This is a genomic window from Streptomyces aurantiacus, assembly GCF_027107535.1.
Lineage (GTDB): Bacteria > Actinomycetota > Actinomycetes > Streptomycetales > Streptomycetaceae > Streptomyces.
Window position 1 is genome coordinate 9305873 of sequence record NZ_CP114283.1, and the last position, 23019, is coordinate 9328891.

General features: G+C 70.8%; 19 protein-coding genes, 5 tRNA genes and 1 riboswitch. Of the genes, 11 read left to right on the forward strand and 13 right to left on the reverse strand.

The window, feature by feature from the left end; genetic code table 11:
* Nucleotides 1–17: 17 nt before the first annotated feature.
* Entirely contained in the window at nucleotides 18–1382 is a 1365-nt protein-coding gene (locus O1Q96_RS43050; RefSeq protein ID WP_269253270.1) for a PrsW family intramembrane metalloprotease, read from the forward strand.
* Between the two features lie 113 nt (nucleotides 1383–1495).
* On the opposite strand, the gene O1Q96_RS43055 is transcribed toward O1Q96_RS43050, so the two are convergent.
* From O1Q96_RS43055 to O1Q96_RS43075, 5 genes are all read right to left on the reverse strand, one after another.
* Nucleotides 1496–2440: an aldo/keto reductase gene (locus O1Q96_RS43055; protein WP_269253271.1), complete on the reverse strand. Its 945-nt coding sequence runs from the start codon at nucleotides 2438–2440 to the stop codon at nucleotides 1496–1498.
* Between the two features lie 66 nt (nucleotides 2441–2506).
* Nucleotides 2507–3556 carry a M23 family metallopeptidase gene (locus O1Q96_RS43060; RefSeq protein WP_269253272.1) on the reverse strand — a complete coding sequence of 350 codons (1050 nt, stop codon included), beginning with the start codon at nucleotides 3554–3556 and terminating at the stop codon, nucleotides 2507–2509.
* Nucleotides 3557–3567: 11 nt separating this feature from the next.
* A riboswitch (cyclic di-AMP (ydaO/yuaA leader) is annotated at nucleotides 3568–3725 on the reverse strand.
* A gap of 306 nt (nucleotides 3726–4031) precedes the next feature.
* On the reverse strand, nucleotides 4032–5159 hold the full coding sequence (locus O1Q96_RS43065) for a PP2C family protein-serine/threonine phosphatase (protein ID WP_269253273.1): 1128 nt from the start codon (nucleotides 5157–5159) through the stop codon (nucleotides 4032–4034).
* 206 nt (nucleotides 5160–5365) lie between these two features.
* Nucleotides 5366–5439 (reverse strand) — tRNA-Met (locus O1Q96_RS43070).
* A 101-nt stretch (nucleotides 5440–5540) separates the two neighbouring features.
* Nucleotides 5541–6680, reverse strand: a complete 1140-nt coding sequence (locus tag O1Q96_RS43075) for a dihydrofolate reductase family protein (RefSeq protein WP_269253274.1) — start codon at nucleotides 6678–6680, stop codon at nucleotides 5541–5543.
* Nucleotides 6681–6763: 83 nt separating this feature from the next.
* Between O1Q96_RS43075 and O1Q96_RS43080 the strand changes: the two genes are divergently transcribed.
* From O1Q96_RS43080 to O1Q96_RS43090, 3 genes are all read left to right on the forward strand, one after another.
* Complete coding sequence (locus tag O1Q96_RS43080) at nucleotides 6764–7279, forward strand: MarR family winged helix-turn-helix transcriptional regulator (protein ID WP_269253275.1); 516 nt, start codon at nucleotides 6764–6766, stop codon at nucleotides 7277–7279.
* Nucleotides 7280–7450: 171 nt separating this feature from the next.
* Nucleotides 7451–8080 (forward strand): GTP cyclohydrolase II, encoded by a 630-nt coding sequence (locus tag O1Q96_RS43085; RefSeq protein WP_269253276.1) that lies wholly within the window; start codon nucleotides 7451–7453, stop codon nucleotides 8078–8080.
* 82 nt (nucleotides 8081–8162) lie between these two features.
* Nucleotides 8163–8570, forward strand: a complete 408-nt coding sequence (locus O1Q96_RS43090; RefSeq protein WP_269253277.1) for a RipA family octameric membrane protein — start codon at nucleotides 8163–8165, stop codon at nucleotides 8568–8570.
* Between the two features lie 62 nt (nucleotides 8571–8632).
* On the opposite strand, the gene O1Q96_RS43095 is transcribed toward O1Q96_RS43090, so the two are convergent.
* Complete coding sequence (locus O1Q96_RS43095) at nucleotides 8633–8956, reverse strand: hypothetical protein (protein ID WP_269253278.1); 324 nt, start codon at nucleotides 8954–8956, stop codon at nucleotides 8633–8635.
* Complete coding sequence (locus O1Q96_RS43100; protein ID WP_269253279.1) at nucleotides 8956–9300, reverse strand: hypothetical protein; 345 nt, start codon at nucleotides 9298–9300, stop codon at nucleotides 8956–8958. Before O1Q96_RS43100 ends, O1Q96_RS43095 begins: the two co-directional genes overlap by 1 nt.
* A gap of 173 nt (nucleotides 9301–9473) precedes the next feature.
* On the opposite strand from O1Q96_RS43100, the gene O1Q96_RS43105 reads away from it, so the two are divergent.
* Nucleotides 9474–9749, forward strand: a complete 276-nt coding sequence (locus O1Q96_RS43105) for a GntR family transcriptional regulator (protein WP_269253280.1) — start codon at nucleotides 9474–9476, stop codon at nucleotides 9747–9749.
* 74 nt (nucleotides 9750–9823) lie between these two features.
* Complete coding sequence (locus tag O1Q96_RS43110) at nucleotides 9824–10087, forward strand: GntR family transcriptional regulator (protein ID WP_269253281.1); 264 nt, start codon at nucleotides 9824–9826, stop codon at nucleotides 10085–10087.
* Nucleotides 10088–10137: 50 nt separating this feature from the next.
* Here O1Q96_RS43110 and O1Q96_RS43115 read toward each other — a convergent pair.
* From O1Q96_RS43115 to O1Q96_RS43135, 5 genes are all read right to left on the reverse strand, one after another.
* A tRNA-Lys gene (locus O1Q96_RS43115) sits at nucleotides 10138–10210 on the reverse strand.
* Between the two features lie 144 nt (nucleotides 10211–10354).
* Entirely contained in the window at nucleotides 10355–11896 is a 1542-nt protein-coding gene (locus tag O1Q96_RS43120) for an amino acid permease (protein ID WP_269253282.1), read from the reverse strand.
* Nucleotides 11897–12086: 190 nt separating this feature from the next.
* Nucleotides 12087–14294 (reverse strand): DEAD/DEAH box helicase, encoded by a 2208-nt coding sequence (locus O1Q96_RS43125; RefSeq protein WP_269253283.1) that lies wholly within the window; start codon nucleotides 14292–14294, stop codon nucleotides 12087–12089.
* A gap of 253 nt (nucleotides 14295–14547) precedes the next feature.
* A complete protein-coding gene (locus O1Q96_RS43130) occupies nucleotides 14548–15066 on the reverse strand; it encodes a hypothetical protein (protein WP_269253284.1) in 519 nt (172 codons plus the stop codon).
* Between the two features lie 201 nt (nucleotides 15067–15267).
* Complete coding sequence (locus tag O1Q96_RS43135; RefSeq protein WP_067435541.1) at nucleotides 15268–15618, reverse strand: metallopeptidase family protein; 351 nt, start codon at nucleotides 15616–15618, stop codon at nucleotides 15268–15270.
* A 112-nt stretch (nucleotides 15619–15730) separates the two neighbouring features.
* On the opposite strand from O1Q96_RS43135, the gene O1Q96_RS43140 reads away from it, so the two are divergent.
* From O1Q96_RS43140 to O1Q96_RS43155, 4 genes are all read left to right on the forward strand, one after another.
* Complete coding sequence (locus O1Q96_RS43140; protein ID WP_269253285.1) at nucleotides 15731–17284, forward strand: metallophosphoesterase family protein; 1554 nt, start codon at nucleotides 15731–15733, stop codon at nucleotides 17282–17284.
* Between the two features lie 80 nt (nucleotides 17285–17364).
* Nucleotides 17365–17437: transfer RNA gene (locus O1Q96_RS43145), tRNA-Glu, on the forward strand.
* A 49-nt stretch (nucleotides 17438–17486) separates the two neighbouring features.
* Nucleotides 17487–17561: transfer RNA gene (locus O1Q96_RS43150), tRNA-Asp, on the forward strand.
* A gap of 27 nt (nucleotides 17562–17588) precedes the next feature.
* Nucleotides 17589–17665, forward strand: a tRNA-Phe gene (locus tag O1Q96_RS43155).
* 117 nt (nucleotides 17666–17782) lie between these two features.
* On the opposite strand, the gene O1Q96_RS43160 is transcribed toward O1Q96_RS43155, so the two are convergent.
* Nucleotides 17783–18892 carry an ABC-2 transporter permease gene (locus O1Q96_RS43160; RefSeq protein WP_269253286.1) on the reverse strand — a complete coding sequence of 370 codons (1110 nt, stop codon included), beginning with the start codon at nucleotides 18890–18892 and terminating at the stop codon, nucleotides 17783–17785.
* Nucleotides 18893–19005: 113 nt separating this feature from the next.
* On the opposite strand from O1Q96_RS43160, the gene hrpA reads away from it, so the two are divergent.
* Nucleotides 19006–23007 (forward strand): ATP-dependent RNA helicase HrpA, encoded by a 4002-nt coding sequence (hrpA, locus tag O1Q96_RS43165; protein WP_269253287.1) that lies wholly within the window; start codon nucleotides 19006–19008, stop codon nucleotides 23005–23007.
* The last annotated feature ends 12 nt before the right edge of the window (nucleotides 23008–23019 follow it).

Consider the following 23019-nt stretch of genomic DNA (forward strand, 5'->3'; position numbering starts at 1 on the left):
TCGTTAGGGTTTTTGTCATGGCCACCAGCCTTCCACCCCCGGCACCCCCCGGCCTTCCCGCCGGAGGCGTCCGTCGGCGCGCGCGCTGGTGGCAGCGCAAGTGGGTGCGTTACGGCGCGCTGACCGCCCTGCTCACCCTCTCGGGCCTCGTGATCCTGGCGCTCGTCCGCAAACAGACCGGCACCGAGGGCTTCCTGGTGGGCCTGGGGCTGGCCGTGCTGCCCGTCCCGCTCCTCGTCGCCGCGTTCCGCTGGCTGGACCGGGTCGATCCGGGGCCCTGGAGAAACATTCTCTTCTCCTTCGCGTGGGGCGCCTGCGCGGCCGCCCTGATAGCCATCGTCGCGAACAGCTTCGCGACCCAGTGGATAGCGACGGCCACCGCCGACCCGTCCCACGCCGACACCCTCGGCGCGACCGTCATAGCGCCGGTCGTCGAGGAGTCGGCGAAGGCCGCGGCGGTCCTGCTCGTCTTCCTGTTCCGCAGACGGGACTTCACCGGGATCGTCGACGGCGTGGTGATAGCCGGGGTCACCGCGACGGGCTTCGCGTTCACCGAGAACATCCTCTATCTGGGCACCGCGTTCGGCACCGACCAGCTCACCGGCGACACGGGCATCTTCTCCGTCACCGCCGCCACCTTCTTCGTACGCGTGATCATGTCGCCCTTCGCGCACCCGCTGTTCACCGTGCTGACCGGGATCGGTTTCGGCATCGCCGCGCGCGCCGCGGACCGCCAGCGGGTGCGCCGCGTGCTCCTCCCGATCACCGGGCTGCTGCTCGCGATGGGCATGCACGCGATGTGGAACGGCTCGTCGAGCTTCGGCGACTACGGCTTCTTCGCGGTCTACGCGGCCTTCATGGTGCCGTCGTTCGGGCTGCTCACCTGGCTGGCCGTCTGGACCCGCCAGCGCGAACTGGGCACGGTCCGCGACGAACTTCCCCCGTACGCCATGGCGGGCTGGATCGCCGCACCCGAGCCGTTCGTCCTCGGCTCGATGAAGGCTCGGCGGCTGGCCCGCGAGTACGCCACCCACCACGGCGGTCGGGACGCGGGCCGGGCCGTCGCGGAGTACGAGGCGTACGCGACGTCGCTGGCGTTCCTGCGTCACCGGGGCCGCCGCGGCCGGGCGGGCGCGGACTTCGTCGTACGGGAACGGGAGCTGCTCCACGAGCTGTGGGCCCGCCGGGAGCCGGCCCGCCCGGCCCTGGCGTACGCGGCCAGAGCGACGGCCCCGCCCCCGGCGCCGCCACTCTGGCCGGGACACGGGTACCCATACACGGGACATCAGCACGCGGAACACCCCAACGGGGACCGACACGGGCATCCTGCTCCGCACCCGACCTCGGCGCCGCATCCCACGTACAACCCGTACCGGACCTGAGCCACTGCCGCGGCAATCACCGCGGAACCCTCCGGACCCCTCTGCGGAACCAGGCCCGGAACCCGCGCAGGCCCCGGCCCCGGTGAACCTCTCAGGCGCGGGACTCGGGCGCCTCAGGCGGAGGCGTTGGTCAGCTTCGTGAGGTCCGCGTCCGTGAGGGTCAGCTCCGCCACCTTCAGCAGCGCCGGAAGCTGCTCCACCGTACGGGCGCTGGCGATCGGCGCGGCGACCGTCGGGCGGGACGCGAGCCAGGCCAGGGCCACGGTCGCGATCTCGGCCCCGCGTTCCTGCGCGACCTCGTCGAGCGCGGCCAGGACCCGCTGCCCCCGCTCCGTCTCCAGGTGCTTGCCCGCCGAACCGGCCCGGGGGCTGTCGATGCGGGCGCCCGCCCGGTACTTGCCGGTGAGAAATCCTGCCGCGAGCGCGGAGTAGGGCACGGCGGCCAGTCCGCCGCGCGAGGCGACGTCCTGGAGCGGTCCTTCGTACGTGTCGCGGGAGACCAGGTTGTAGTGGGGCTGGAGCGCCACGTACCGCGCGAGGCCCTCGCGGTCGGAGAAGTCCAGGGACTCCTGGAGCCGTTCGGGAGAGAGGTTGGACGCGGCGATCGCGCGGACCTTGCCGGCGCGCACGAGCTCGTCCAGGGCCGCGAGGATCTCCTCGACCGGGACGGACGGGTCGTCGAAGTGCGTGTAGTAGAGGTCGATGTGGTCCGTCTTCAGACGACGCAGCGACGCCTCGGCGGCCGCCTTGATGTTCGCCGCGGACAGGCCCTTGTACCGGGGATGGGCACCGACCTTGGTCGCGACGAGGACGTCTGCGCGGTTGCCGCGCGCGGTCAGCCAGTCGCCGAGGACGGTCTCGGACTCACCGCCCTCGTTGCCCGGCGCCCAGGCCGAGTACGTGTCGGCGCTGTCCACGAAGTTCCCGCCGGCGGCGGTGTACGCGTCGAGCACGGCGAAGGACCTGGCCTCGTCGGCGGTCCAGCCGAAGACGTTGCCGCCGAGGGCGAGCGGGAAGACCTCCAGGTCGGACGAACCCAGCTTGCGAAGAGAAGTCATGGGTACGTCAACGGCCGTACCGGACGGCCGTATTCCGTACCTACGGGCGTCCGGACCGCGAGCGGCCTACGGGTTGAGGCCCTTGCCGCGCAGCCAGGCCATCGGGTCGATGCCGCTGCCGCCGCTGGTGTGGACCTCCAGGTGCAGGTGCGCCCCGGTGACGTTGCCGGTCGCGCCCACGCGGCCGATGACGTCGCCCGTGCCGACCTTCTGCCCGACGCTGACCCCGATCGACGACTGGTGGGCGTACCAGACCTCGGTGCCGTCGTCGAGCGTGAGGACCGTGCGGTAGCCGTACGAGCCGTTCCAGCCCGCCTCGGTGACCGTGCCGCTGTGAACGGCCTTGATCGGGGTACCCGTGGGAGCGGCGAAGTCCAGACCCGTGTGCTGGCCCGAGGACCACAGCGAGCCGGACTGCCCGTAGGTCGAGGTGATCGTGTACGAGGAGGTGGGCAGCGTGTACTGCGTGGCGAGTTCGGCGAGGCGCGCGGCCTCGGCCTTCTTCTTGGCCTCGTCCTTCTTCTTCTGCTCGGCGGCGGCGGCCTTGGCCTTCGCCGCGTCCTGCTCCTTGGCCGCCAGCGTGGCGGCCTTCTTCGCGGCGGCGGCCTCTGCGGCCGCCTGGGCCTCGCGGTCGACCTGGTCCTGCTGGAGCTCCGCCTGGAGCATGATGCGGGTGCGCAGGGCCTCACCGGCGTCCGCGCTGCCCTGCTCGGCGTCGGCCGTGGTGAGGCCGGCGGCGGTGAGCGGCGTGCTGGAGCCCTCGGGGGCCTCTTCGTCCGAGATCAGCGAGCCCACGTTCGGCAGGTCGGGGATCGAGATCGACACCGGCGGCTTGCCGGTCTGCGCGGTGGCCATGCCGCCCGCGCCGACGGCGGCTATGACACCGACGCCCAGAACGGTGGAGCTGCGGGCGAGTCCTCCGCCGCGCTGCTTGGAGACGCGGTGCCGGCCGCGGACGGGAACGACGGTGTCCGCGCTGGGATTCCAGACCTCCCAGGTCTCCTCGTCCTTACGAGCGCCGTAGGCGAAGGTGTCGGGCTTCTTGTCACCCGAGGTGTCCCCCGTGAACTCATTCGGCACGAACGAGGGTGCGGGGGCAGGCCTGTTGGACGCCACGTGGGCGCGCTCCTTTCCTTCCTTCTCGCCTACCGGGTTAGCTGACGGGTTCGGAGCAGGAAGGTCTCCTACGCGCGTCAACCACGGTGTCAAACACCGCGAAAGACACGCGATTCACCCCATGTAGGTGGTTCCCCGGTTCCCTTGCGGGATTCGGCGCGTGCGCACGGAGCCATCTCTTGTGACGGCTGGGACGACCGCGCTGCGTTATCGAACGTTAATAGACGCGGGCACTGGATTCCAAGCTGTTCTTGATGATCGTTAAGGCTCTTGACCTGGACTTACAGGTCATGAGCGGGGTAAATCGGGCGAGTTGATCGCCATTCACCGGTGTCGGATCTGTTGACGGTGCGTCAGTTGTTGTGCGCAGGGGCGTCATTCGACTACTGCAGGTGATATGGACCCTGGATGCTCGCGGACAGGTCGCGGGATCCCCACAGGAAAGTCGCGGGAAGGGCGCGGGAAGGGCGTACCGCTACGGCCGTCGCACGGCGAGCAGCGCCATGTCGTCCGTGGACCGGCCCCCGGTGTACCGGTGGACGTCGTCCACCAGCTCGTCGAGCAGTTCGTCGGGCCCGGCGAAGACCCGCCCGGACAGCTGTCCCACCGGATCGAAGAACACGCCCCGCTCGTCCCGGGCCTCGGACAGCCCGTCGGTGTGGAGGAGCAGCACGGCCCCGCCCGGGAGCGCCTCCTCCTGCGCGCGGTCGGGCCGGCCGCCCAGCTCCCCCATCCCGAGGGGCAGCGAGGGATCCGCCGCGGCGAGTGTGCGGACGGTTCCGTCGCCGTGCAGGAGGAGGGGCCCGGGGTGGCCGCGGTTGACGAGGCGTACGACCTGGGCGCCGTGCGGGATCTCGGCGAGGACGGCGGTGGTGAAGCCTTCGAAGATCTCGACGCTGTCCCGCCGGACGCCCTCGCGCGCCAGTGCCCGTTCCAGTCGCTGGGCGACCGCCTCCAGAGTGGCCTCGTGCTCGGCGGCCTCCCGGAAGGCCCCGATGACGACGGCCACGGTGCCGACCGCCCCCATGCCCTTGCCCCGCACGTCTCCCAGGACGAGCCGTACGCCGTGCGGGGTGTCCTGCACGGCGTACAGGTCGCCCCCGATGAACGCGTCCGCCTGCGCCGCCACGTATCTGGCCGCGATGTCGAGCCCGCCGATCCGCCCGGCCGGTTCGGGCAGTACGGCCCGCTGGGCGGCCTCGGCGATCTCCCGCGCCGAGGCGAGGCGGGCGTTGCCGAGGCTCACCAGCCGGTTGATGACGATCGCCAGGCCGGCGACGGTTCCCACGGTGACGACCTCGGTGACCGCGCCCACGTCGAAGGCGAACCTGAGGTGCACGAGGGCCATGGCCGCTGTTCCCACGATGCCCGTGCAGACGGTGGCGCCGAGCGAGAAGAGCGGTGCGGCCACGAGCGCGGCGGCCGTGAAGAAGGGGGCCGCGGTGAAGTCCTTGGGCGAGAGGAGGTCGTAACAGACTCCCGCGGCGATCAGCAGCGCGGGCAGCAGGCGGACGAGGGTGCGGGTGTGGGCGTAGGAGACGGTCCGTCGCTCGGGCTCGACGGGCCCCGGCGCCCACTTCTCCACCTCACGACGCCCGGCCACGTGACTCCTGCCCTTCCCGCGCTCTGTCCAGATTCCCGGGAGCGGGGGTGGGGAGCGAGCCGGCGGGAGCCGGGCGGGTGAGCGCCGACCCGTCCGGCACGGGCCGTGATGGACCTCGCGGACCTTGGGGGCCTCGGAGGTCTCGCGAACCTCGTGGAAAACACCTGGGGCCGGAATCCCGTTGGATTCCGGCCCCAGGTCTTCAGTAGCGGGGACAGGATTTGAACCTGCGACCTCTGGGTTATGAGCCCAGCGAGCTACCGAGCTGCTCCACCCCGCGTCGTTGAAACCAGTGTACGCCATCTGCGGGACCCCTGGCACACGGGTTAACGCCGCCCTCCCTCAACCCTCCGGCAACTCTCCGGCGGGCGCGCGGCGAGGTCAGCCGAGGTGGCGGTTGGGCGCCTTGGCCGCGTCCTCGTACTCCGGGAGCACCAGGACGTCGGCGCCGTGCGCCGCCAGCAGGCCGTTCCCGTCCGCCGACGCCACGAACGTGTCGGGCTCACGCCACGCGGTGACGACCCGGCGCGCCCCCGCGTCGAGGATCAGCCGGGCACAGGGCGCGGGCCGCGAGGAGCGGCGGGCGCAGGGCTCCAGGCTGCTGTAGACCGTGGCGGTCGCGAGCCGCGGGTCGCCCGGCTCGATCCTGGCGAGCGCGGCCTCCTCCGCGTGCGAGAGGGGGTCGGACTCACGGGAGTACCCGCGGGCCAGTTCCGTGCCGTCTGCCGCGACGACGACCGCGCCGACACTGAAGGCCGTCCGGGAGGGCGGGCACTCGGCGGCGAGGCCGCAGGCGAGCTCCAGCCAGTGGTGGTCGGCCGCCGAGGGGACGGAGCCGGTGCCGGGCGCGGTGGGGACGTACCGCATGAGCACGACGTCTCCGACGGGCCGGGTCTCGATCAGCCGCATCCGGTTCCGTGCGCCGCCGGGGTACTCCCCGGGCCCGAAGAGCCGTGGCGCGTCCGGCTCGCCCACCACGAGCGGTGCCAGGGCGAGCTGCAGTTCGTCGGCGAGGCCCTGCTGGAGGAGCTGGGTGTGGACGCGGCCGCCGCCCTCGACCATGAGCCGTCGTACGCCGCGTTCGTCGTGGAGGTGCGCGAGTACGGCCCGCCAGTCCAGGGCGGGCCCCACGGAGACAACGTCGACGCCGAGCCCGCGCAGCGCCTCGTTCGCTCTCGGGGCCCCCTCGTCGGACGTGTAGACGATCTTCTCGCCGCCCGTGGACCAGAAGTTGGCGCCGGGATCGAGGTCGCCGCTGCCACTGACCGCGACCTTCAGCGGGTACTCCGGCCGGCCGGCGGCGACGCGGGCCGCGCGCCGCTCGGCGGAGTTGACGAGGAGCCGGGGGTTGTCGGCGCGCAGGGTGCCCGCGCCCACGAGGATCGCGTCGGACCCGGCCCGTACCTCGTCGACCCGGTCGAAGTCGGCAGGCCCGGAGAGCAGCAGCCGTTCGGGGCCGGTGTCGTCCAGGCGTCCGTCGAGGGAGACCGCGGCGGACAACAGGACGTGGGGGTGGGGCATCGACGCGCTCTCTTTCGGAGGCAGGGTTCGGGCCGACCGGAGCCGGGCTTGGTTCAAGTTTGAAGCAAACCTACACTGGAGGCATGACGACCCGCTGGCTCACCCCCGAGGAGCAGCGCGCCTGGCGCGCCTACATCGCCGCCTCCCATCTCCTGGAGGACGCGATCGACCGGCAGCTCCAGCAGGAGGCCGGCATGCCCCACCTTTACTACTCCATCCTCGCCAACCTCTCCGAGGCGCCCGAGCGCGGCCTGCGCATGACGGACCTCGCCGAACGGACGAAGATCACCCGCAGTCGGCTGACGTACGCGGTGACCCGCCTGGAGAAGGACGGGGCGGTGCGCCGTGAGGGATGCCGTATGGACAAGCGGGGCAGCATCGCGGTCCTGACCGACGAGGGGATGGAGCTGCTGGAGCGTACGGCTCCCGGCCATGTGGAGACGGTCCGCGCGACCCTCTTCGACCACCTCACGCCGGGGCAGGTGGGGCAGCTGGAGGAGATCTGTGCGGCGGTCGCGCGCGGGCTGGAGGGCGACGACCCGCAGGCCACCCCGGACGACGTGCCGTGGCGCCGCCGTTCGTCCGGCTCCTGCACGTGAGGCCGCCCGCACCCTCCTGACGGCCGGGACGGCGGGTCCGCCCGCCTGAGGCCAGCGCCACTCCCTCACCACGAAAATCCGTTGCTTCAACTTTAAAGCATGCGGTAGGGTCTCGTTCCGAGGATCTGCTTCAAATCTGAAGCAGGTGAGGAACGTGGACCGGAGTACCGCATGCCCGACTACCCCGCCGCCACCCAGCGCTCGCGCGTGAGGGTGCCGCTGCGCTTCCACGACGGCTACAGCGTCGACGCCGAGCTGGTCACCTTCCACGGCCTGACCGACGGCCGGGAACACGTGGCGATGATCCTCGGCGACCCCGCCGGCAGCACGCCGCTGGTCCGCCTGCACTCCGAGTGCCTGACGGGCGACGCCTTCGGTTCGTCCCGCTGCGACTGCGGCCCCCAGCTCCGCGAGGCCGTCGAACAGATCGCGACCCGCGGCGGCGTCCTCCTCTACCTCCGCCAGGAGGGCCGGGGCATAGGCCTCTACAACAAGCTCGACGCGTACGCCCTCCAGGACGAGGGCCTCGACACGTACGCCGCCAACACGGCCCTCGGCCTCCCCGAGGACGCCCGCGACTACACGGCGGCGGCACAGATGCTCACGGCCCTCGGCGTCACGGAGCTGGACCTCCTCTCCAACAACCCCGACAAGGCGGAGCAGCTCCGCTCCCTGGGCGTCGCCGTACAACACCGCGTCCCCACGGGCGTGTTCACCACGCCCCACAACGTCCGCTACCTGCGGGCGAAGGTCCTCCAGACCCAGCACACGCTGCCGCTGGCGGAGCTCACCGCGGGCTGACGCGTCCGTCCGCGGGCCGGCGCGGCGGCCGGACCTCACGCGGAAGCGGTGGCTCCGCGGGAGGACTGGGCAGGACGGTGGCATGGCGGACGACAGTGGGGCCCAGCGCATCGCGGAGGACGGCCGGCTCTGGCAGCACACGCTGCACGAGAACACCATGCTGTTCCAGCGGGGCAATCTCTTCCTGGTGGGCCAGTCGCTCTTCGCCGTGGCGTACACGACGCTCCTCACCTCGGAGGAACACCGCACGGCGGCGCGGGTCCTGGCCGCCTTCGGCCTCGTACTGGCCCTCACCTGGCTCTTCGTCGGCCACCGGCACCGTCTCTATTACCAGCACGTACAGCGGCGGGCGATGCAACGCCTGCCCGAGTACGCCGCCACGTGGGCGAGTTGGACGGGCCGCAGACGAGGCCTGTCGATCGTGCTGATCGCCTACCTGCTGCCGTCACTGGCCGTGGTGATGTGGACGGCCCTGCTGCTCGTCACGTGAGCCGCCCGGAACACGGCGTGGGCCTCCGCCCCGGACGATCTGAGGCGGAGGCCCACGCGTGCCTACGGGGTCTCGCCGTCCTCGGTGTCCGGTGCGGGCAGGCGCATGCCCCGGGACCCGGCGACGCGCAGGGCGTCCGTCAGGCACTCGGCGAGCCGGAGACCGGCGAAGCGGACCTCGCCGTGCGGCGACGCCGGGTCGTCCAGCAGCGGACGGGCGAGGGCGAGTACGTCGGCCCCCGTGGCGAGTTGGACCGCCTCCAGCTCGTCGGCGAGGCGGGACAGGTACCCGCCGCCGTCCGTGACCAGGTAGCAGGGCTTGCCGTCGAGGGACGGCCAGGGCAGGAGGCGCGGCGCCAGCGAGGGCGTGCCGTTCAGGTGCTCCATCAGGCGGCCACCTCCTGCGCGCCGACCAGGTGCCGGTCGAGGTCGATCCCCAGATCGGCGGCGAGTACGAGAGCGAGGCGTCGGCGCTGCTGAAGGACGGCTTCCTTGTCGTGGGCGGCGAGGTAGGGGCGCACGAGGGCGGAGTCGGTGCCGTCGAGAGGGGTGACGAGGCCGTACGGGGAGCGGTGGCGGAGGAGCCCTGGCGGCAGGGACGCGGCGGTGTGCCGTGCGGCGGTGAAGTGCAGGCAGAGGTGGGTGCGGTGGCGGGTGCGGCGCCGCTTGCCCGTGCCCGGACAGAAGAGGAGTCGCATCCATTCGAGGGTGCGGCGGATAAGGTCGTACACGTTGACGCTCCTATTGCAGCGTTGGCCATGCCCCGGGAGGTCTTGTCCACCTCGCCGGGGTCTTCAGCGTCCACTTTGCCTTAGGTTGCAATAGGTAGCAACCGGAAGCATCAGGTTGCGCCCTGACGATGCCGCATGTGGTGCGGCGCTACGAGTCGCCTTAGCGTGCGGCCATGGCTAATGACCAGTGGACACCTGACCTGGCAAGTCACGTCTACGTGTATCTCCAGGTGGTGCACCACATCGCCGAACAGATCCGCACAGGACGCCTGCCCGCCGGTGCGCGACTTCCCGCTGAGCGCGATCTCGCCGAGCAGTACGGCGTGGCCGTCAACACTGTCCGCCGGGCCACGCGCGAACTTCGCGATCAGGGGCTCGTCATCACGGTCCCCATAAAGGGCACCTTCGTGCGGCCCGAGCAGCCATCCGGCGACGGGCCCCAAGAGTGAGCAAGCACAGCCGTCCCGGACCGCCGGTTCACGGGCTCGACTTTCGTGAAGAACCGGAGACCGCTCTGGACCCGATGAGCGCGAGACCCCTCTACATGCAGCTGTCCGACGTCATCTCCAGGAAGATCGCGTCCGGCGAGCTGGCGCCCGACCGGCCCATCCCCTCGGAGAACCACCTCGCCGACGAGTACGGGGTGGCCCGGCTCACCGCACGACGTGCCGCCCAGGAACTGCGCGAGCGCGGGCTCATCGTCACCGTGCGCGGCAAGGGATCCTTCGTCGCCGTACAGCCGCCCGCCGACGAGCCCGGCGAGGGCGACGCCCGTCAGGCGCCATGAAACAACACGAGCCCCCAGCTCCAAGTACCTCTGAGCTGGGGGCTCTCGCGTAGACCCTGTGGGACTCGAACCCACAACCAATGGATTAAAAGTCCACTGCTCTGCCAATTGAGCTAAGGGTCCGTGCACCGACCTGCGCCGGTACACGCACCGACCCGCGTCGATGCCAGGAACGAGCATAGCCGGACGCGGCCGGGACTCCGATCGGGTATCGGTGACCCGGCCGCGCCGAGGGGCGGCGCGAGGCGCGTCGCCGGGTGGCTGACGTCACGGATCGACCGGATCCGGGGCGCCCTTGCGGACCGCCTCGCGGGTGCGGGTGCGTTCGTGGTCCGGGTTGAGGAACCAGTGCCGGGCCGAGGCGAACCACCACGCCGCGGCGAAGCCGAGGACGGCCAGGACGGCGACGGGGGCGTAGTTGAAGGTCTCCCAGGTGACCGGGGAGACCTGGGGCAGCATGAAGAGGACCGTGATGACACCCACCCACACCACCGCCACGACGCCGATCGGACGGGACCAGCGGCCCAGGTGCCACGGCCCCCGCTCGAAGTCCTCGCCCTTGCGCAGCCGCAGCAGCGTCGGAATGACGTACGCGATGTAGAGGCCGATCACGGCGATGGACGTCACCGCCGCGTACGCCGTCACGTTGATCAGGTACGGCAGGCCGAGGACCAGCGCGCCCAGGGCAGCGAGCCACACGGCCGCGACGGGCGTGCGCGTGCGCGGGTTCACGGTGTGCCAGACGTGCGAGAAGGGCAGCGCCCCGTCGCGCGAGAAGGCGTAGATCATGCGGGAGTTGGCGGTCACCGACGCCATGCCGCAGAACAGCTGGGCGCCGATCACCACCAGCAGGAGGAGCTTGCCCGCGGTCGCGCCCAGCGCGTCCAGGAGGATCTGGGCGGGCGGCACCCCGGTCGGCGAGCCGAGGGCCCTGTCGTACGACTGGATCGCGAAGGTGAAGCCGAGCAGGAGGACGAAGCCCGCTATCCACGACGTCCAGATGGACTGGACGATGCCCTTGGGTCCGGCCGTGGACGCGTCGTGCGTCTCCTCCGTCATGTGCGCCGAGGCGTCGTACCCGGTGAAGGTGTACTGCGCCATCAGCAGGCCGAGCAGCACCACGTAGAAGCTGCTGCCCCAGCCCGTGTTGTTCACGAACTCCGTGAAGACGAAGGACGCCGACTGGTGGTGGTCCGGCGCGAAGGTCAGCGCGCCCACGATGAGCGCCACACCCACGACGTGCCACCACACGCTGACGCTGTTGAGGAGGCCGACGATGCGTACGCCGAAGGTGTTCAGCAGGCCGTGCAGGGCGAGGATGCCGGCGAAGAGCAGGATCGTGCGGCCGGGAGTGACCTCGAAGTCGAACTGCAGGTTCAGGTACGCGCCCAGGAACGAGGCCGCGCCGAAGTCGATGCCGGCGGTCACCGCGACCTGGCCGAGGACGTTGAACCAGCCCGTGAACCACGCCCAGGCGGCGGCCGTCCGGCGCGGTGCCAGCCGGTGGGCCCAGAAGTACAGGCCCGCGGACGTCGGGTACGCCGAACAGATCTCGGCCATCGCGAGCCCGACGAACAGGGTCATGAGCCCGACCACGACCCAGCCCCAGGTGATCACGGCGGGCCCGCCGGTGTTCATGCCGAACAGATAGAGCGTCAGGCAGCCCGACAGGACGGAGATGATCGTGAACGAGACCGCGTAGTTGGAGAACGCCGACATCCGGCGGGCGAGAACCTGGGTGTATCCGAGCTGGGCCAGCCGCTCTTCGTCCGACAGCCCACTCCCACTTGCTCTGGCGTCATCTGTCATGCCCCCAGCAATTCCCCTGCCCGGGGTGTGACATGCGCCACAGAGTGTGGCAACTGGCCGGAAATCCTGGCCGAAAGCAGTACCGATCACATGCCGAAGGGCCCGGCCGACCGAGGTCGTCCGGGCCCTTCGTATGAGGTGCTGCGGTGCGGTGGCCGCTCAGGCCGTGTCAGCCGTCGGGCAGCCGCTGTCAGCCGTTGCGCTTCCAGCGCGGCTTGTCGTCGCGGCGGAAGGAGGAGCCGGAACCAGAACCGGAGCCGGAGCCGGAGCCGGCACCACGGTGGTCGTCACGACGGCCGTAGGGACGGTCGTGGCCGCCGGAGCGGAAGCCGCCGCCCGCGGGGCGGTCGCCCTGCCGGTCACGGTTGAACGGACGGTCGCTGCCACGGTGGCCGGCCGGACGGTCGTCCCGGCGGAAGCCGCCGGTCGACGGACGGTCGCCGTCGCGGCGGTCACGGTTGAAGCCGCCCGAGGGACGGTCGTCACGACGGAACCCGCCGCGGTCGCCACCACGCTCGCCGTCACGGCGGTCGTCCCGGCGGAAACCGCCCGAGGGGCGCTCGTCACGACGGTCGAAGGAACGGCCGCCACGCTCGTCGTCCCGGCGGAAGCCGCCGGAGGGACGCTCGTCACGACGGTCACGGTTGAAGCCACCGGACGAACGGTCGTCACGACGGTCACGGTTGAAGCCGCCCGACGGACGGTCGTTGTCACGGCGGTCACGGTTGAAGCCGCCCGAGGGACGGTCGTCACGACGGAACCCGCCACGGTCGCCACCACGCTCGCCGTCACGGCGGTCGTCCCGGCGGAAACCGCCCGAGGGGCGCTCGTCACGACGGTCACGGCGCTCGTAGTTGCCACGGTCGTCACGACGCTGACGCGACTCCTCGCGCACCGGCTCTGCGGCGGCCTGGGCCACCGGCTCCGCGGCCACGGCCACGGCGGCGGCCTCGACGACGGCGGCCGCCTCGGCCAGCGCCGCCTCCGGGTCCTCGCCGCGCTCACGCGCGGACCGCGCGATCAGCCGGTCGGCCTCCTCGCGCAGCTCGACGGCACGCCGCTGCGCACGCTCCAGCTCCTTGGTGAGCTGCGAGACCTCACGCTCGGCCTGCTGCGCCGCGTTGCCCGCGGACTCGGCCTGGACCTCGGTCATCGAGCGGGCACCCGTGATGTCCGCGACCTCCGCGTCGAAGGCCGCACCGCCCTGGATGATGTGGCGCGAGGCGTCGACGCCCGCGTCCTCCATCAGGCGGAAGATCTGACGGCGCTGGTGCGGCAGGGAGAGCGACACGACCGTGCCGGAGCGCCCCGCGCGGGCCGTACGGCCGGAGCGGTGCAGGTAGTCCTTGTGGTCACCGGCCGGGTCCACGTTCAGGACCAGGTCGATGCCGTCGACGTGGATACCGCGGGCGGCGACGTCGGTCGCGACGAGCGCGTTGACGTAGCCCTTCTTGAAGTCCTCAAGGACGCGGGTGCGGGCACCCTGCGTCATGCCACCGTGCAGCGCGTCGGCCTTCACACCGGAGTCGCAGAGCTGCTCGGCGATGCGGTCGCAGCCCAGCTGGGTGCGGACGAAGATGATCGTGCGGCCCTTGCGGGAGGCGATCGCGGCGGTGACCGGCGCCTTGTCCTTGGGCTTCACGATGAGGATGTGGTGCGACATGGTCGTGACGTTGCCCTGGGCGCTGTCGACCTCGTGCGTGACCGGGTTGGTCAGGTAGCGCTTGACCAGCGTGGAGATCTCGTTCTCCATCGTGGCCGAGAACAGCATGCGCTGGCCGCCGCCGGGGATCTGGTCGAGCAGCTCGGTGACCTCGGGCAGGAAGCCCAGGTCGGACATCTGGTCGGCCTCGTCGAGGACGGCGACCTGGACGTTCTCCAGCGAGCAGGCGCCGCGGCTGATGATGTCGCGCAGCCGGCCCGGGGTGGCGACGAGGACGTCGACACCGCGCTCCAGGGCGTAGATCTGGTTGCTCATCGACGTACCGCCGCAGACGACCTTCATCTTCAGGCCGAGGACGTCGCCGTAGGGCTGGAGGGCGTCCGCGACCTGCATCGCGAGCTCACGGGTCGGCGTGAGGATGATGCCGCGGGGCTTCTTCTTCTCGGTGTGTCCGCCGGAGAGCTGCGTGAGCAGCGGCAGACCGAACGAGAGGGTCTTGCCGGAGCCGGTGCGGCCACGGCCGAGGATGTCCTTGCCGGCCAGGGCGTCCGGGATGGTCGCGACCTGGATCGGGAAGGGGGCGGTCACACCGTTCTGCGCGAGCTTGCGCACGACGCCCTCGGGCAGACCGAGGTCGGTGAAGGTGACCTCGGGAGCCGCGGGTGCGGCGGTCTCGTCGACAACGTCCCCGCTGTTCTCGGGCACGACGATGTGATCAGTACTGGAAATGGACATGCGAATGCGAAACCTTCCGGAGTCTCGTCGGCACGCGCCCGTCAACTCCGTGATTTCGCAAACGACCGCCTCAATGCGGTCAGCCACGGCAAGGGAGAGTACGCGCCACGCGGCGCTCTCTGCTTTGGCGCCGGGCAATTGGTATCAAACGATCTACTACCATACGCACCCCCTGCCTCCCAAGGCAAACTGAGTCCGACTTCCCAGGTCAGAGACGTGCGCAAGTCCTCGGGGACGCTCGGCCGGACCTCGCTCAGGCCTCGATCCCGGCCGCCGGCGCCGGCTCCCGACGCTCGACGAGTTGCGGTTCGGGCTCCGGGTGGGCCGAGGACGACGGCTCGGCCGTGGTCGGGTCGGGCGACGGCGGAGGCGTCTCCTTGGTGGGCGTCGGCTCCGGGTCCTGACGCGTCGGCGTGGGCTGCGCCTTCGTCGGCGAAGACGCCCCTGGCCTGGGCTTCTTCCCGTCGGTGTCGTCCTTGCCCGGCTTCTTCGTCGCGGCCGACCCGCTCTCCCCGGCCGACGGCGACGCCGACCCGGACGCGGACCCGCTCGGCTTCGCCGCCGCGTGTTTTCCGTCACCCGTTCCGTAGTGGCCGCCGCCCCCGCCGCTCACCGCCGATCCCCCGTCGGGCGCCTCACCGCCCTTGCGGCCCGCCGAGTGCGAGGGCTTGGCCCGGCTCCCCTCGTCGTCTCCGACGCTCATGCAGCCGGCGGTCGCGGCGACGGTCAGGGCCGCGGCGGCCAGACGGACGGGTACGTACATGGCGCGCACGGGCAGCTACCTCCGGAAGGGGGTCTCCCCTGCCCGGTCGGAGCCGGGAGCGCGGGGAAGAGTATGAGGAGTCCCCCTGCCCAACTCCCGCCGCACGCAAGAGGACACGCGACCGCGCGCGGAGAGCGCCAAGCGGTCAGCCGGTGACCAGAAGGCGGTAGGAGCGGTCACCGGCGAGCGGCCTCGGGTGCGGGACGTGCCTCAGCCGTACCCGAGGGCGTGCAACCGCGCGTCGTCGATCCCGAAGTGGTGGGCGATCTCGTGCACGACGGTCACCTCGGTCTCGGCCACCACCTCCTCGCGCGACCCGCACATCCGCAGCGTGGGCCCCCGGTAGATCGTGATCCGGTCCGGCAGCACCCCGGCGTACCACTCCCCGCGGTCGGTCAGCGGCGTCCCCTCGTAGAGCCCGAGCAGCTCGGGATCGTCGGCGGGCGGCTCGTCCTCGACGAACACCGCCACGTTGTCCATCAGCCGCGTCAGCTCCGGCGGGATCCGGTCCAGCGCCTCGGCGACCAGTTCCTCGAACTCCTCGCGCGTCATCTCCAGCACCCCGCCATTGTCCGGTACGGACGCCCGAACGGTTCAGCCGCCGCGTCCGGGCGCCGGACGGGAGGCCGGCCCTTACCGCATATCCACCCCAACCGTTGGGCATACGGGCCCAATGGTTCGCGTCCCCGCTGCCGCCGCTCTGCTCCGCGTGCGAAAGGCACCCCGCACCCTCGTACGCCACTACCGCTCCCGCCGTACCCACCCCGTCGTCGAACTCGTCCACCAGCCGCATCCGTACGTCCGCGCGCTCGGACTCGTCGCCGTCGTCCTGCTCGGCGCATGGCTGGGCCTGCTGATCGTCGGGAACGTCCGCGCGCCGGTCGGCCCCATGGACACCACGATGACCCTGCGCCCCTCCCTCACCGGCGGGACGAAGATCAACGTCTCCCCGCTCGGCGCCCTCGAACTGCACAGCCACACGGCCCCCCTCCGCCTCGACGTGGACGTCGACCAGCTCGACCCCGTCCGCTCCCAGGCCCTCGTCGACCACCCGGAACGGCTCTCCGGCCTCCAGGACGAGGTCGCCCAGGACGTCAGCGACGGCACCCTCGACCTGGCCGTACGCTCCTGCGTCGCCGTCGTCTCCGGCGCGACGGCCCTGGGCCTGGCGGTCTACCGCCGCCCCCGCCGGGCCCTCGCGGCGGGCGGCCTGGCCCTGACCCTGCTGGCCGCGTGCGGGGCGACGGCCTTCGCCACCTGGAAGCCCGACTCGGTCCTGGAACCGAAGTTCTCGGGCCTGCTCTCCTCCGCCCCCTCGGTCGTCGGCAACGCCCGCAGCATCGTCAGCGAGTTCGACGTCTACCAGAAGGAGCTGGCCCGCCTGGTGACGAACGTGACGAAGCTGTACGACGTCACGTCCACGCTCCCCGCGTACGCGCCGGACCCCTCCACCATCCGGGTCCTGCACGTCTCCGACATCCATCTCAACCCGGCGAGCTGGAAGATCATCGCCTCGCTCGTGAAGCAGTACGAGATCGACGTCATCGTCGACTCCGGCGACACGATGGACCACGGGACGGCGGCGGAGAACGGCTTCCTGGATCCGGCGGCCGACCTCGGCGCCCCCTATGTCTGGGTGCGCGGGAACCATGACTCGCGGATCACCCAGCGCTACCTGGAACGCATGAAGAACGTGCACGTCCTGGACGACGGCCGGGCCGTGTCGGTCGCGGGCCTGCGGTTCGCGGGCATCGGCGACCCGCAGTTCACCCCCGACCGCTCGGCCGAGGTGGGGGGCGCCCGCTCGGAGGTGCTCGCGGGCGCCCGCCTGGCCTCGTCCCTCCGTGACCAGGAGGCGGCCGGCACCCCGGTCGACATCGCCGTCGCGCACAACCCGGACGCCGCCCGTGAGACGGACGGCGACGTGCCCCTGGTCCTGGCGGGCCACGTCCACCACCAGGAGATGGAGGTCATGAAGTACGGCACGCGGCTGCGCATCGAGGGCTCGACGGGCGGCAGCGGTCTGCGCGCGGTCGAGGGCAAGAACCCCGACCCGATCGAGACCTCGATCCTCTACCTGGACCGTGACACCCGTCGTCTCCAGGCCTGGGACGAGATCAAACTCGGCGGTCTGGGCCTCACCACGGCCGAGGTCAGCCGCCACCTCCCCAAGGAGAACCGACCCGGCGCACCCGCCTCCCCCACCCCTTCCACCTCCGCCCCGTAAACCGTTTTGGCGATCCCTCCCGACATCCCATATGCTTCTGACGTCCCCGACGCGCTGCGAAGCGCCCAGGCGGGCCGATAGCCCTCATCGTCTAGCGGCCTAGGACGCCGCCCTTTCAAGGCGGTAGCACGGGTTCGAATCCCGTTGGGGGCACGCAACACCGTGTGCGAGACTGAGTTCGCTCGCTCGCGCACAACAGCTGGGTCCTGTGGAGCAGTTTGGAGTGCTCGCCACCCTGTCAAGGTGGAGGCCGCGGGTTCAAATCCCGTCAGGACCGCTTGCAGTTCACTTCGGTGAGCTGCGTGGCTGGGTAGCTCAGTTGGTACGAGCGATCGCCTGAAAAGCGATAGGTCGCCGGTTCGATCCCGGCCCCAGCCACCACCCCGAAGACCCCGCCCCCACCGGCGGGGTCTTCGCCGTTCCCCGGTTTGTTCGGCCGCGGGTTCGTGGGGCTGGTCGCGCAGTTCCCCGCACCCCTCAAAGGCATCGACGCGGAACTCAGGCCGCCGCCCCGCCCCCGGAGGTCTCTCGGGACGGGACGGCCGGGGAGCCCGCCGCGTGGGCCGGGTCCTCCTCCCTGCCGCCCGGGTGCCGGTGTCGCCAGATCCAGAAGACCGTGCAGGACACCAGCGCCCAGCCCCCGAGGACCAGGAACGGGAACACGTGCTGGTGACCGGCGAAGTACACCGCCGTGTGCTGGGCGTTGACCGAGCCCCCGGGCGGCAGCCAGCGGCCGATCACTCCGAGCGGCGACGGCAGCAGGGGCCAGGAGACGGCGCCGCCCGAGGAGGGATTGCCGAGCAGGACCATCAGGCCCCAGGTGGGAAGCATCGCCCAGCGCCCGAACAGGGTGTTGAACATCGAGAAGACCATGCCGGACGTGAACATGGTCAGCGAGAGGATCATCCAGGACTCGACGAACGGCAGATCCAGGGCGTTCAGGAGCCAGTCGACCACCGCCGCGATCACGAAACCGCCGAGCAGGGCGTACGCGGCCGTGAACCCGATGCGTTCCAGCGGGTTCAGCTCCCGCGCGTGCACGCTGAGCTGGATCGCCCCGACGAAGCCGATGATCACGGCGGCCAGCGAGATGTAGAAGATCGCGAGCCCGCGCGGATCGCCCTCCTGCAAGGGATTGATGTCCCGGACCGTGACCGCCACCCCCGTGGACCTGCCGACGGCCGGCGCGGTCTTCTCCAGCAGCTCCGCGACCGAGGCCCCGGACGCCCCGGAGACGTCGAGGACGACCGCCCGGCCGGAGTCCCGCACATCGAGGATCGCGAACACCTCCTGGTCGTTCATCGCCTCGACGGCCGCCGCCCCGCTGTCGTAGGCGTGGATCTCCAGGGAGGCGTCGAGCGCCTTCTCCATCCCGGCGAGGAAGGCCTTGCCCCGCCCTTCGTCGTACGCGCCCACCGTCGCGGTCGGCACGTGGCGCGGGGTCGGGTTCGCCATGGAATACGTGTACGAGCCGGCGAAGAGGCCCGCCGCCGCGGCGAGGATCAGCACCAGCACCGACGCGGGAAGGAAGGGGGACGCCTTGAAGGAGCCCCAGCGTTCGCGACGCGTGGGCGGCCGGCCATGGGCACCGTGCGGCATCTCGGACATACGCACACGCTAAGGCCGCGGAAGGGATATTTCTCCGTCGTGGGCGCCCCGACCGTCCCGCAGCGCAAAAGCGTTCGCCCCTCGTTTCCCCGAGGTGAGATCCTGGGCCGCGTATGTCTACGCATCCTGCCCCCGCCCTCGGCGATCTCGCCCCCCGTCTGGCCGAGCTGTCACTGCGCGACGCGCACCGGCTCGGGCGCAGACTCGAGGGCGCGCGCCGGATCCGCAAACCAGAGGCCCGCGCCGCTGTCACCGCCGAGATCGAGGCGGAGGTGGCCGCGGCCGAGCTCCGCATGGCCGAGCGCCGCGGCCGCGTGCCGGCCGTCTCGTACCCCGAGCAACTGCCCGTCAGCCAGAAGAAGGACGACATCGCGGCCGCCATCCGTGATCACCAGGTCGTCATCGTCGCCGGTGAGACCGGGTCCGGAAAGACGACCCAGATCCCGAAGATCTGTCTTGAGCTGGGCCGTGGCGTCCGCGGCATGATCGGGCACACCCAGCCCCGCCGTATCGCCGCCCGTACCGTCGCCGAGCGGGTCGCCGAGGAGCTGGACACCCCGCTGGGCGAGGCCGTCGGCTGGAAGGTCCGCTTCACCGACCAGGTGAACCAGGACGGCACCTTCGTCAAGCTGATGACGGACGGCATCCTGCTCGCCGAGATCCAGACGGACCGCGAGCTGCGCGCGTACGACACGATCATCATCGACGAGGCCCACGAGCGGTCCCTGAACATCGACTTCCTGCTCGGCTACCTGGCGCAGCTGCTGCCGAAGCGTCCGGACCTCAAGGTCGTCATCACCTCCGCGACCATCGACCCCGAGCGCTTCTCCCGGCACTTCGGGGACGCCCCGATCGTCGAGGTCAGCGGGCGCACGTATCCCGTGGAGGTGCGCTACCGCCCGCTCCTGGAGGAGGAGGGCGACGATTCCGACCGCGACCAGATCACCGCGATCTGCGACGCCGTCGAGGAACTGCAGGGCGAGGGCAAGGGCGACATCCTCGTCTTCCTGTCGGGAGAGCGGGAGATCCGGGACACCGCCGACGCCCTGGAGAAGAAGAAGTACCGGTTCACCGAGGTGCTCCCTCTCTACGCGCGGCTCTCGCACGCCGAGCAGCACCGCGTCTTCCAGGCGCACACCGGGCGCAGGATCGTTCTGGCGACCAACGTCGCCGAGACCTCCCTGACCGTCCCCGGCATCAAGTACGTGATCGACCCGGGCACCGCCCGCATCTCCAGATACAGCCACCGCACGAAGGTCCAGCGCCTCCCCATCGAGGCGATCTCACAGGCCAGCGCGAACCAGCGCAAGGGCCGCTGCGGCCGTACCAGCGACGGCATCTGTATCCGCCTCTACTCCGAGGACGACTTCCTCGCCCGGCCGGAGTTCACCGACGCGGAGATCCTCCGTACGAACCTGGCGTCCGTCATCCTCCAGATGACCGCGGCCGGGCTCGGGGAGATCGAGAAGTTCCCCTTCATCGATCCGCCGGACCACCGCAACATCCGCGACGGCGTCCAGCTCCTCCAGGAGCTGAACGCCCTCGACCCGACGGAGAAGGACCCGCGCAAGCGCCTCACGCCGTCGGGCCGCAAGCTCGCCCAGCTGCCCGTCGACCCGCGCCTGGCCCGGATGGTCCTGGAGGCCGACAAGAACGGGTGCGTCCGTGAGGTCATGGTGATCGCGGCCGCGCTCTCCATCCAGGACCCGCGCGAGCGCCCGGCCGAGAAGCAGACGCAGGCGGACCAGCAGCACGCCCGCTTCAGGGACGAGACGTCCGACTTCCTCGCGTACCTCAATCTCTGGCGGTACGTGCGCGAGCAGCAGAAGGAGCGCGGCTCGTCGTCGTTCCGTCGCATGTGCAAGCAGGAGTACCTGAACTTCCTGCGGATCCGCGAGTGGCAGGACATCTACACGCAGCTGCGGACCGTCGCAAAACAGATGGGCATTCATCCGAACGAGGACGACGCACCCGAGCAGCAGGTCCACCTGTCCCTCCTCGCCGGGCTGCTCTCCCACATCGGCATGAAGGACGTGAAGGAGAGCGCGACCGGGACCGGGAAGGACAGCGGTCGCGAGGGCGGCAGGAGCACCACGAAGAACGAGTACGTGGGCGCCCGCAACGCCAAGTTCGCGATCTTCCCCGGCTCCGCCCTCTTCAAGAAGCCCCCGCGCTTCGTCATGTCCGCCGAGCTCGTCGAGACGTCCCGGCTGTGGGCCCGTGTCAACGCGCGGATCGAGCCCGAGTGGATCGAACCGCTCGCGGAGCACCTGCTGAAGCGCACGTACAGCGAGCCGCACTGGGAGAAGGACCAGGCGGCGGTGATGGCGTACGAGAAGGTCACGCTGTACGGCGTGCCGATCATCGCCCAGCGCAAGGTCAACTACGGGCGCATCGACCCCGAGACCAGCCGCGAGCTTTTCATCCGCAACGCACTCGTCGAGGGCGACTGGCGTACGCACCACAAGTTCTTCTCCGACAACCGCCGGCTCCTCACCGAGGTCGAGGAGCTGGAGCACCGGGCGCGGCGCCGGGACATCCTGGTCGACGACGACACGCTCTTCGACTTCTACGAGGAGAGGGTGCCCGAACACGTCGTGTCCGGCGCCCACTTCGACTCCTGGTGGAAGCACAAGCACAAGGAGGAGCCCGAACTCCTCGACTTCGAGCGCTCGATGCTCATCCGCGAGACGGCCGGAGCGGTCACCAAGGACGACTATCCGGACGCGTGGCGGCAGGGGCGGCTGAAGTTCCGGGTCACGTACCAGTTCGAGCCGGGCGCCGACGCGGACGGTGTGACCGTCCACGTCCCGCTCCAGGTGCTGAACCAGGTCACGGACGAGGGCTTCGAGTGGCAGATCCCCGGTCTGCGGGAGCAGGTCGTGACCGAGCTGATCCGTTCCCTCCCGAAGCCGATCCGCCGCAACTACGTACCGGCCCCCGACTTCGCCCGGCGGTTCCTGGAGCGGGCGGTGCCCCTCCAGGAGCCCCTGACGGCGACGCTGGCGCGCGAGCTCAAGCGCATGGTCGGCGTGCCGCTCACGGCCGACGACTTCGACTGGTCCAGGCTCCCCGACCATCTGCGGATCACCTTCCGGATCGTCGACGAACGGCGCCGGAAGCTGGCCGAGGACAAGGACCTGGAGGTCCTGAAGCTGCGGCTGAAGCCGAAGGCGCGCGAGGCGATCTCGCAGGCCGCGGCGGAGACGGCCGAGCGGCAGGGCGGGGAGGCCCTGGAGCGCACGGGGCTGACCGACTGGACCATCGGCTCCCTCAGCCGCGTCTTCGAGACGCGCCGGGCCGGCCAGCCGGTGAAGGCGTACCCGGCGCTGGTCGACGACGGACCGGCGGCGAACACCGTCTCCGTACGCCTCTTCGACACCGAGGCCGAGCAGCAGCAGGCGATGTGGAAGGGCACGCGGCGGCTCATCCTGCGCAACATCCCGGTGAATCCGGCGAAGTTCGCGTCGGACAAGCTCACGAACGCCCAGAAGCTGGCCCTGTCCGCGAACCCGCACGGGTCGATCCAGGCCCTGTTCGACGACTGCGCGATGGCCGCCGCCGACAAACTGATCGGGGACTTCGGCGGCCCGGCCTGGGACGAGGAGTCGTACCGGAAGCTGTACGACAAGGTGCGCGCGGAGATCGTCGACACGACCGTCCGCACGGTCGGCCGGGTGGAGCAGGTGCTGGCCGCCTGGCAGGCCTGTGAGCGCCGCCTGAAGGGCGTGCGCAGCCCTGTGCTCCTCGCGAACCTGGCGGACGTACGGACGCAGCTGGACGCCCTCGTGAGGCCCGGCTTCGTCACGGCGACCGGACTGCGGCGGCTGCCGGACCTGATGCGCTATCTGGTGGCGGCGGACCGCCGGCTCCAGCAGATGCCGACGAACGTCCAGCGGGACACCAGCCGGATGGAGAAGGTCCACGAGATGCAGGACGAGTACGCCTGGCTGCTGGAGCAACTGCCGCAGGGCCGCCCCGTCCCCTCCTCCGTCCTGGACATCCGCTGGATGATCGAGGAGCTGCGGGTCAGCTACTTCGCGCATGCGCTGGGCACGGCGTACCCCGTCTCCGACAAGCGCATCGTGAAGGCGATCGACGCCGCCGCTCCGTGACGGCGTCCGCAC

Bases quoted from the DNA above. Each gene is read 5' to 3' on its own strand.
- O1Q96_RS43050 (WP_269253270.1), top strand. From the start codon at position 18: ATGGCCACCAGCCTTCCACCCCCGGCACCCCCCGGCCTTCCCGCCGGA.
- O1Q96_RS43055 (WP_269253271.1), bottom strand. From the start codon at position 2,440: ATGACTTCTCTTCGCAAGCTGGGTTCGTCCGACCTGGAGGTCTTCCCG.
- O1Q96_RS43075 (WP_269253274.1), bottom strand. From the start codon at position 6,680: ATGCCCCACCCCCACGTCCTGTTGTCCGCCGCGGTCTCCCTCGACGGA.
- O1Q96_RS43080 (WP_269253275.1), top strand. From the start codon at position 6,764: ATGACGACCCGCTGGCTCACCCCCGAGGAGCAGCGCGCCTGGCGCGCC.
- O1Q96_RS43085 (WP_269253276.1), top strand. From the start codon at position 7,451: ATGCCCGACTACCCCGCCGCCACCCAGCGCTCGCGCGTGAGGGTGCCG.
- O1Q96_RS43090 (WP_269253277.1), top strand. From the start codon at position 8,163: ATGGCGGACGACAGTGGGGCCCAGCGCATCGCGGAGGACGGCCGGCTC.
- O1Q96_RS43095 (WP_269253278.1), bottom strand. From the start codon at position 8,956: ATGGAGCACCTGAACGGCACGCCCTCGCTGGCGCCGCGCCTCCTGCCC.
- O1Q96_RS43105 (WP_269253280.1), top strand. From the start codon at position 9,474: ATGGCTAATGACCAGTGGACACCTGACCTGGCAAGTCACGTCTACGTG.
- O1Q96_RS43110 (WP_269253281.1), top strand. From the start codon at position 9,824: ATGAGCGCGAGACCCCTCTACATGCAGCTGTCCGACGTCATCTCCAGG.
- O1Q96_RS43120 (WP_269253282.1), bottom strand. From the start codon at position 11,896: ATGACAGATGACGCCAGAGCAAGTGGGAGTGGGCTGTCGGACGAAGAG.
- O1Q96_RS43125 (WP_269253283.1), bottom strand. From the start codon at position 14,294: ATGTCCATTTCCAGTACTGATCACATCGTCGTGCCCGAGAACAGCGGG.
- O1Q96_RS43140 (WP_269253285.1), top strand. From the start codon at position 15,731: ATGGTTCGCGTCCCCGCTGCCGCCGCTCTGCTCCGCGTGCGAAAGGCA.
- O1Q96_RS43160 (WP_269253286.1), bottom strand. From the start codon at position 18,892: ATGTCCGAGATGCCGCACGGTGCCCATGGCCGGCCGCCCACGCGTCGC.
- hrpA (WP_269253287.1), top strand. From the start codon at position 19,006: ATGTCTACGCATCCTGCCCCCGCCCTCGGCGATCTCGCCCCCCGTCTG.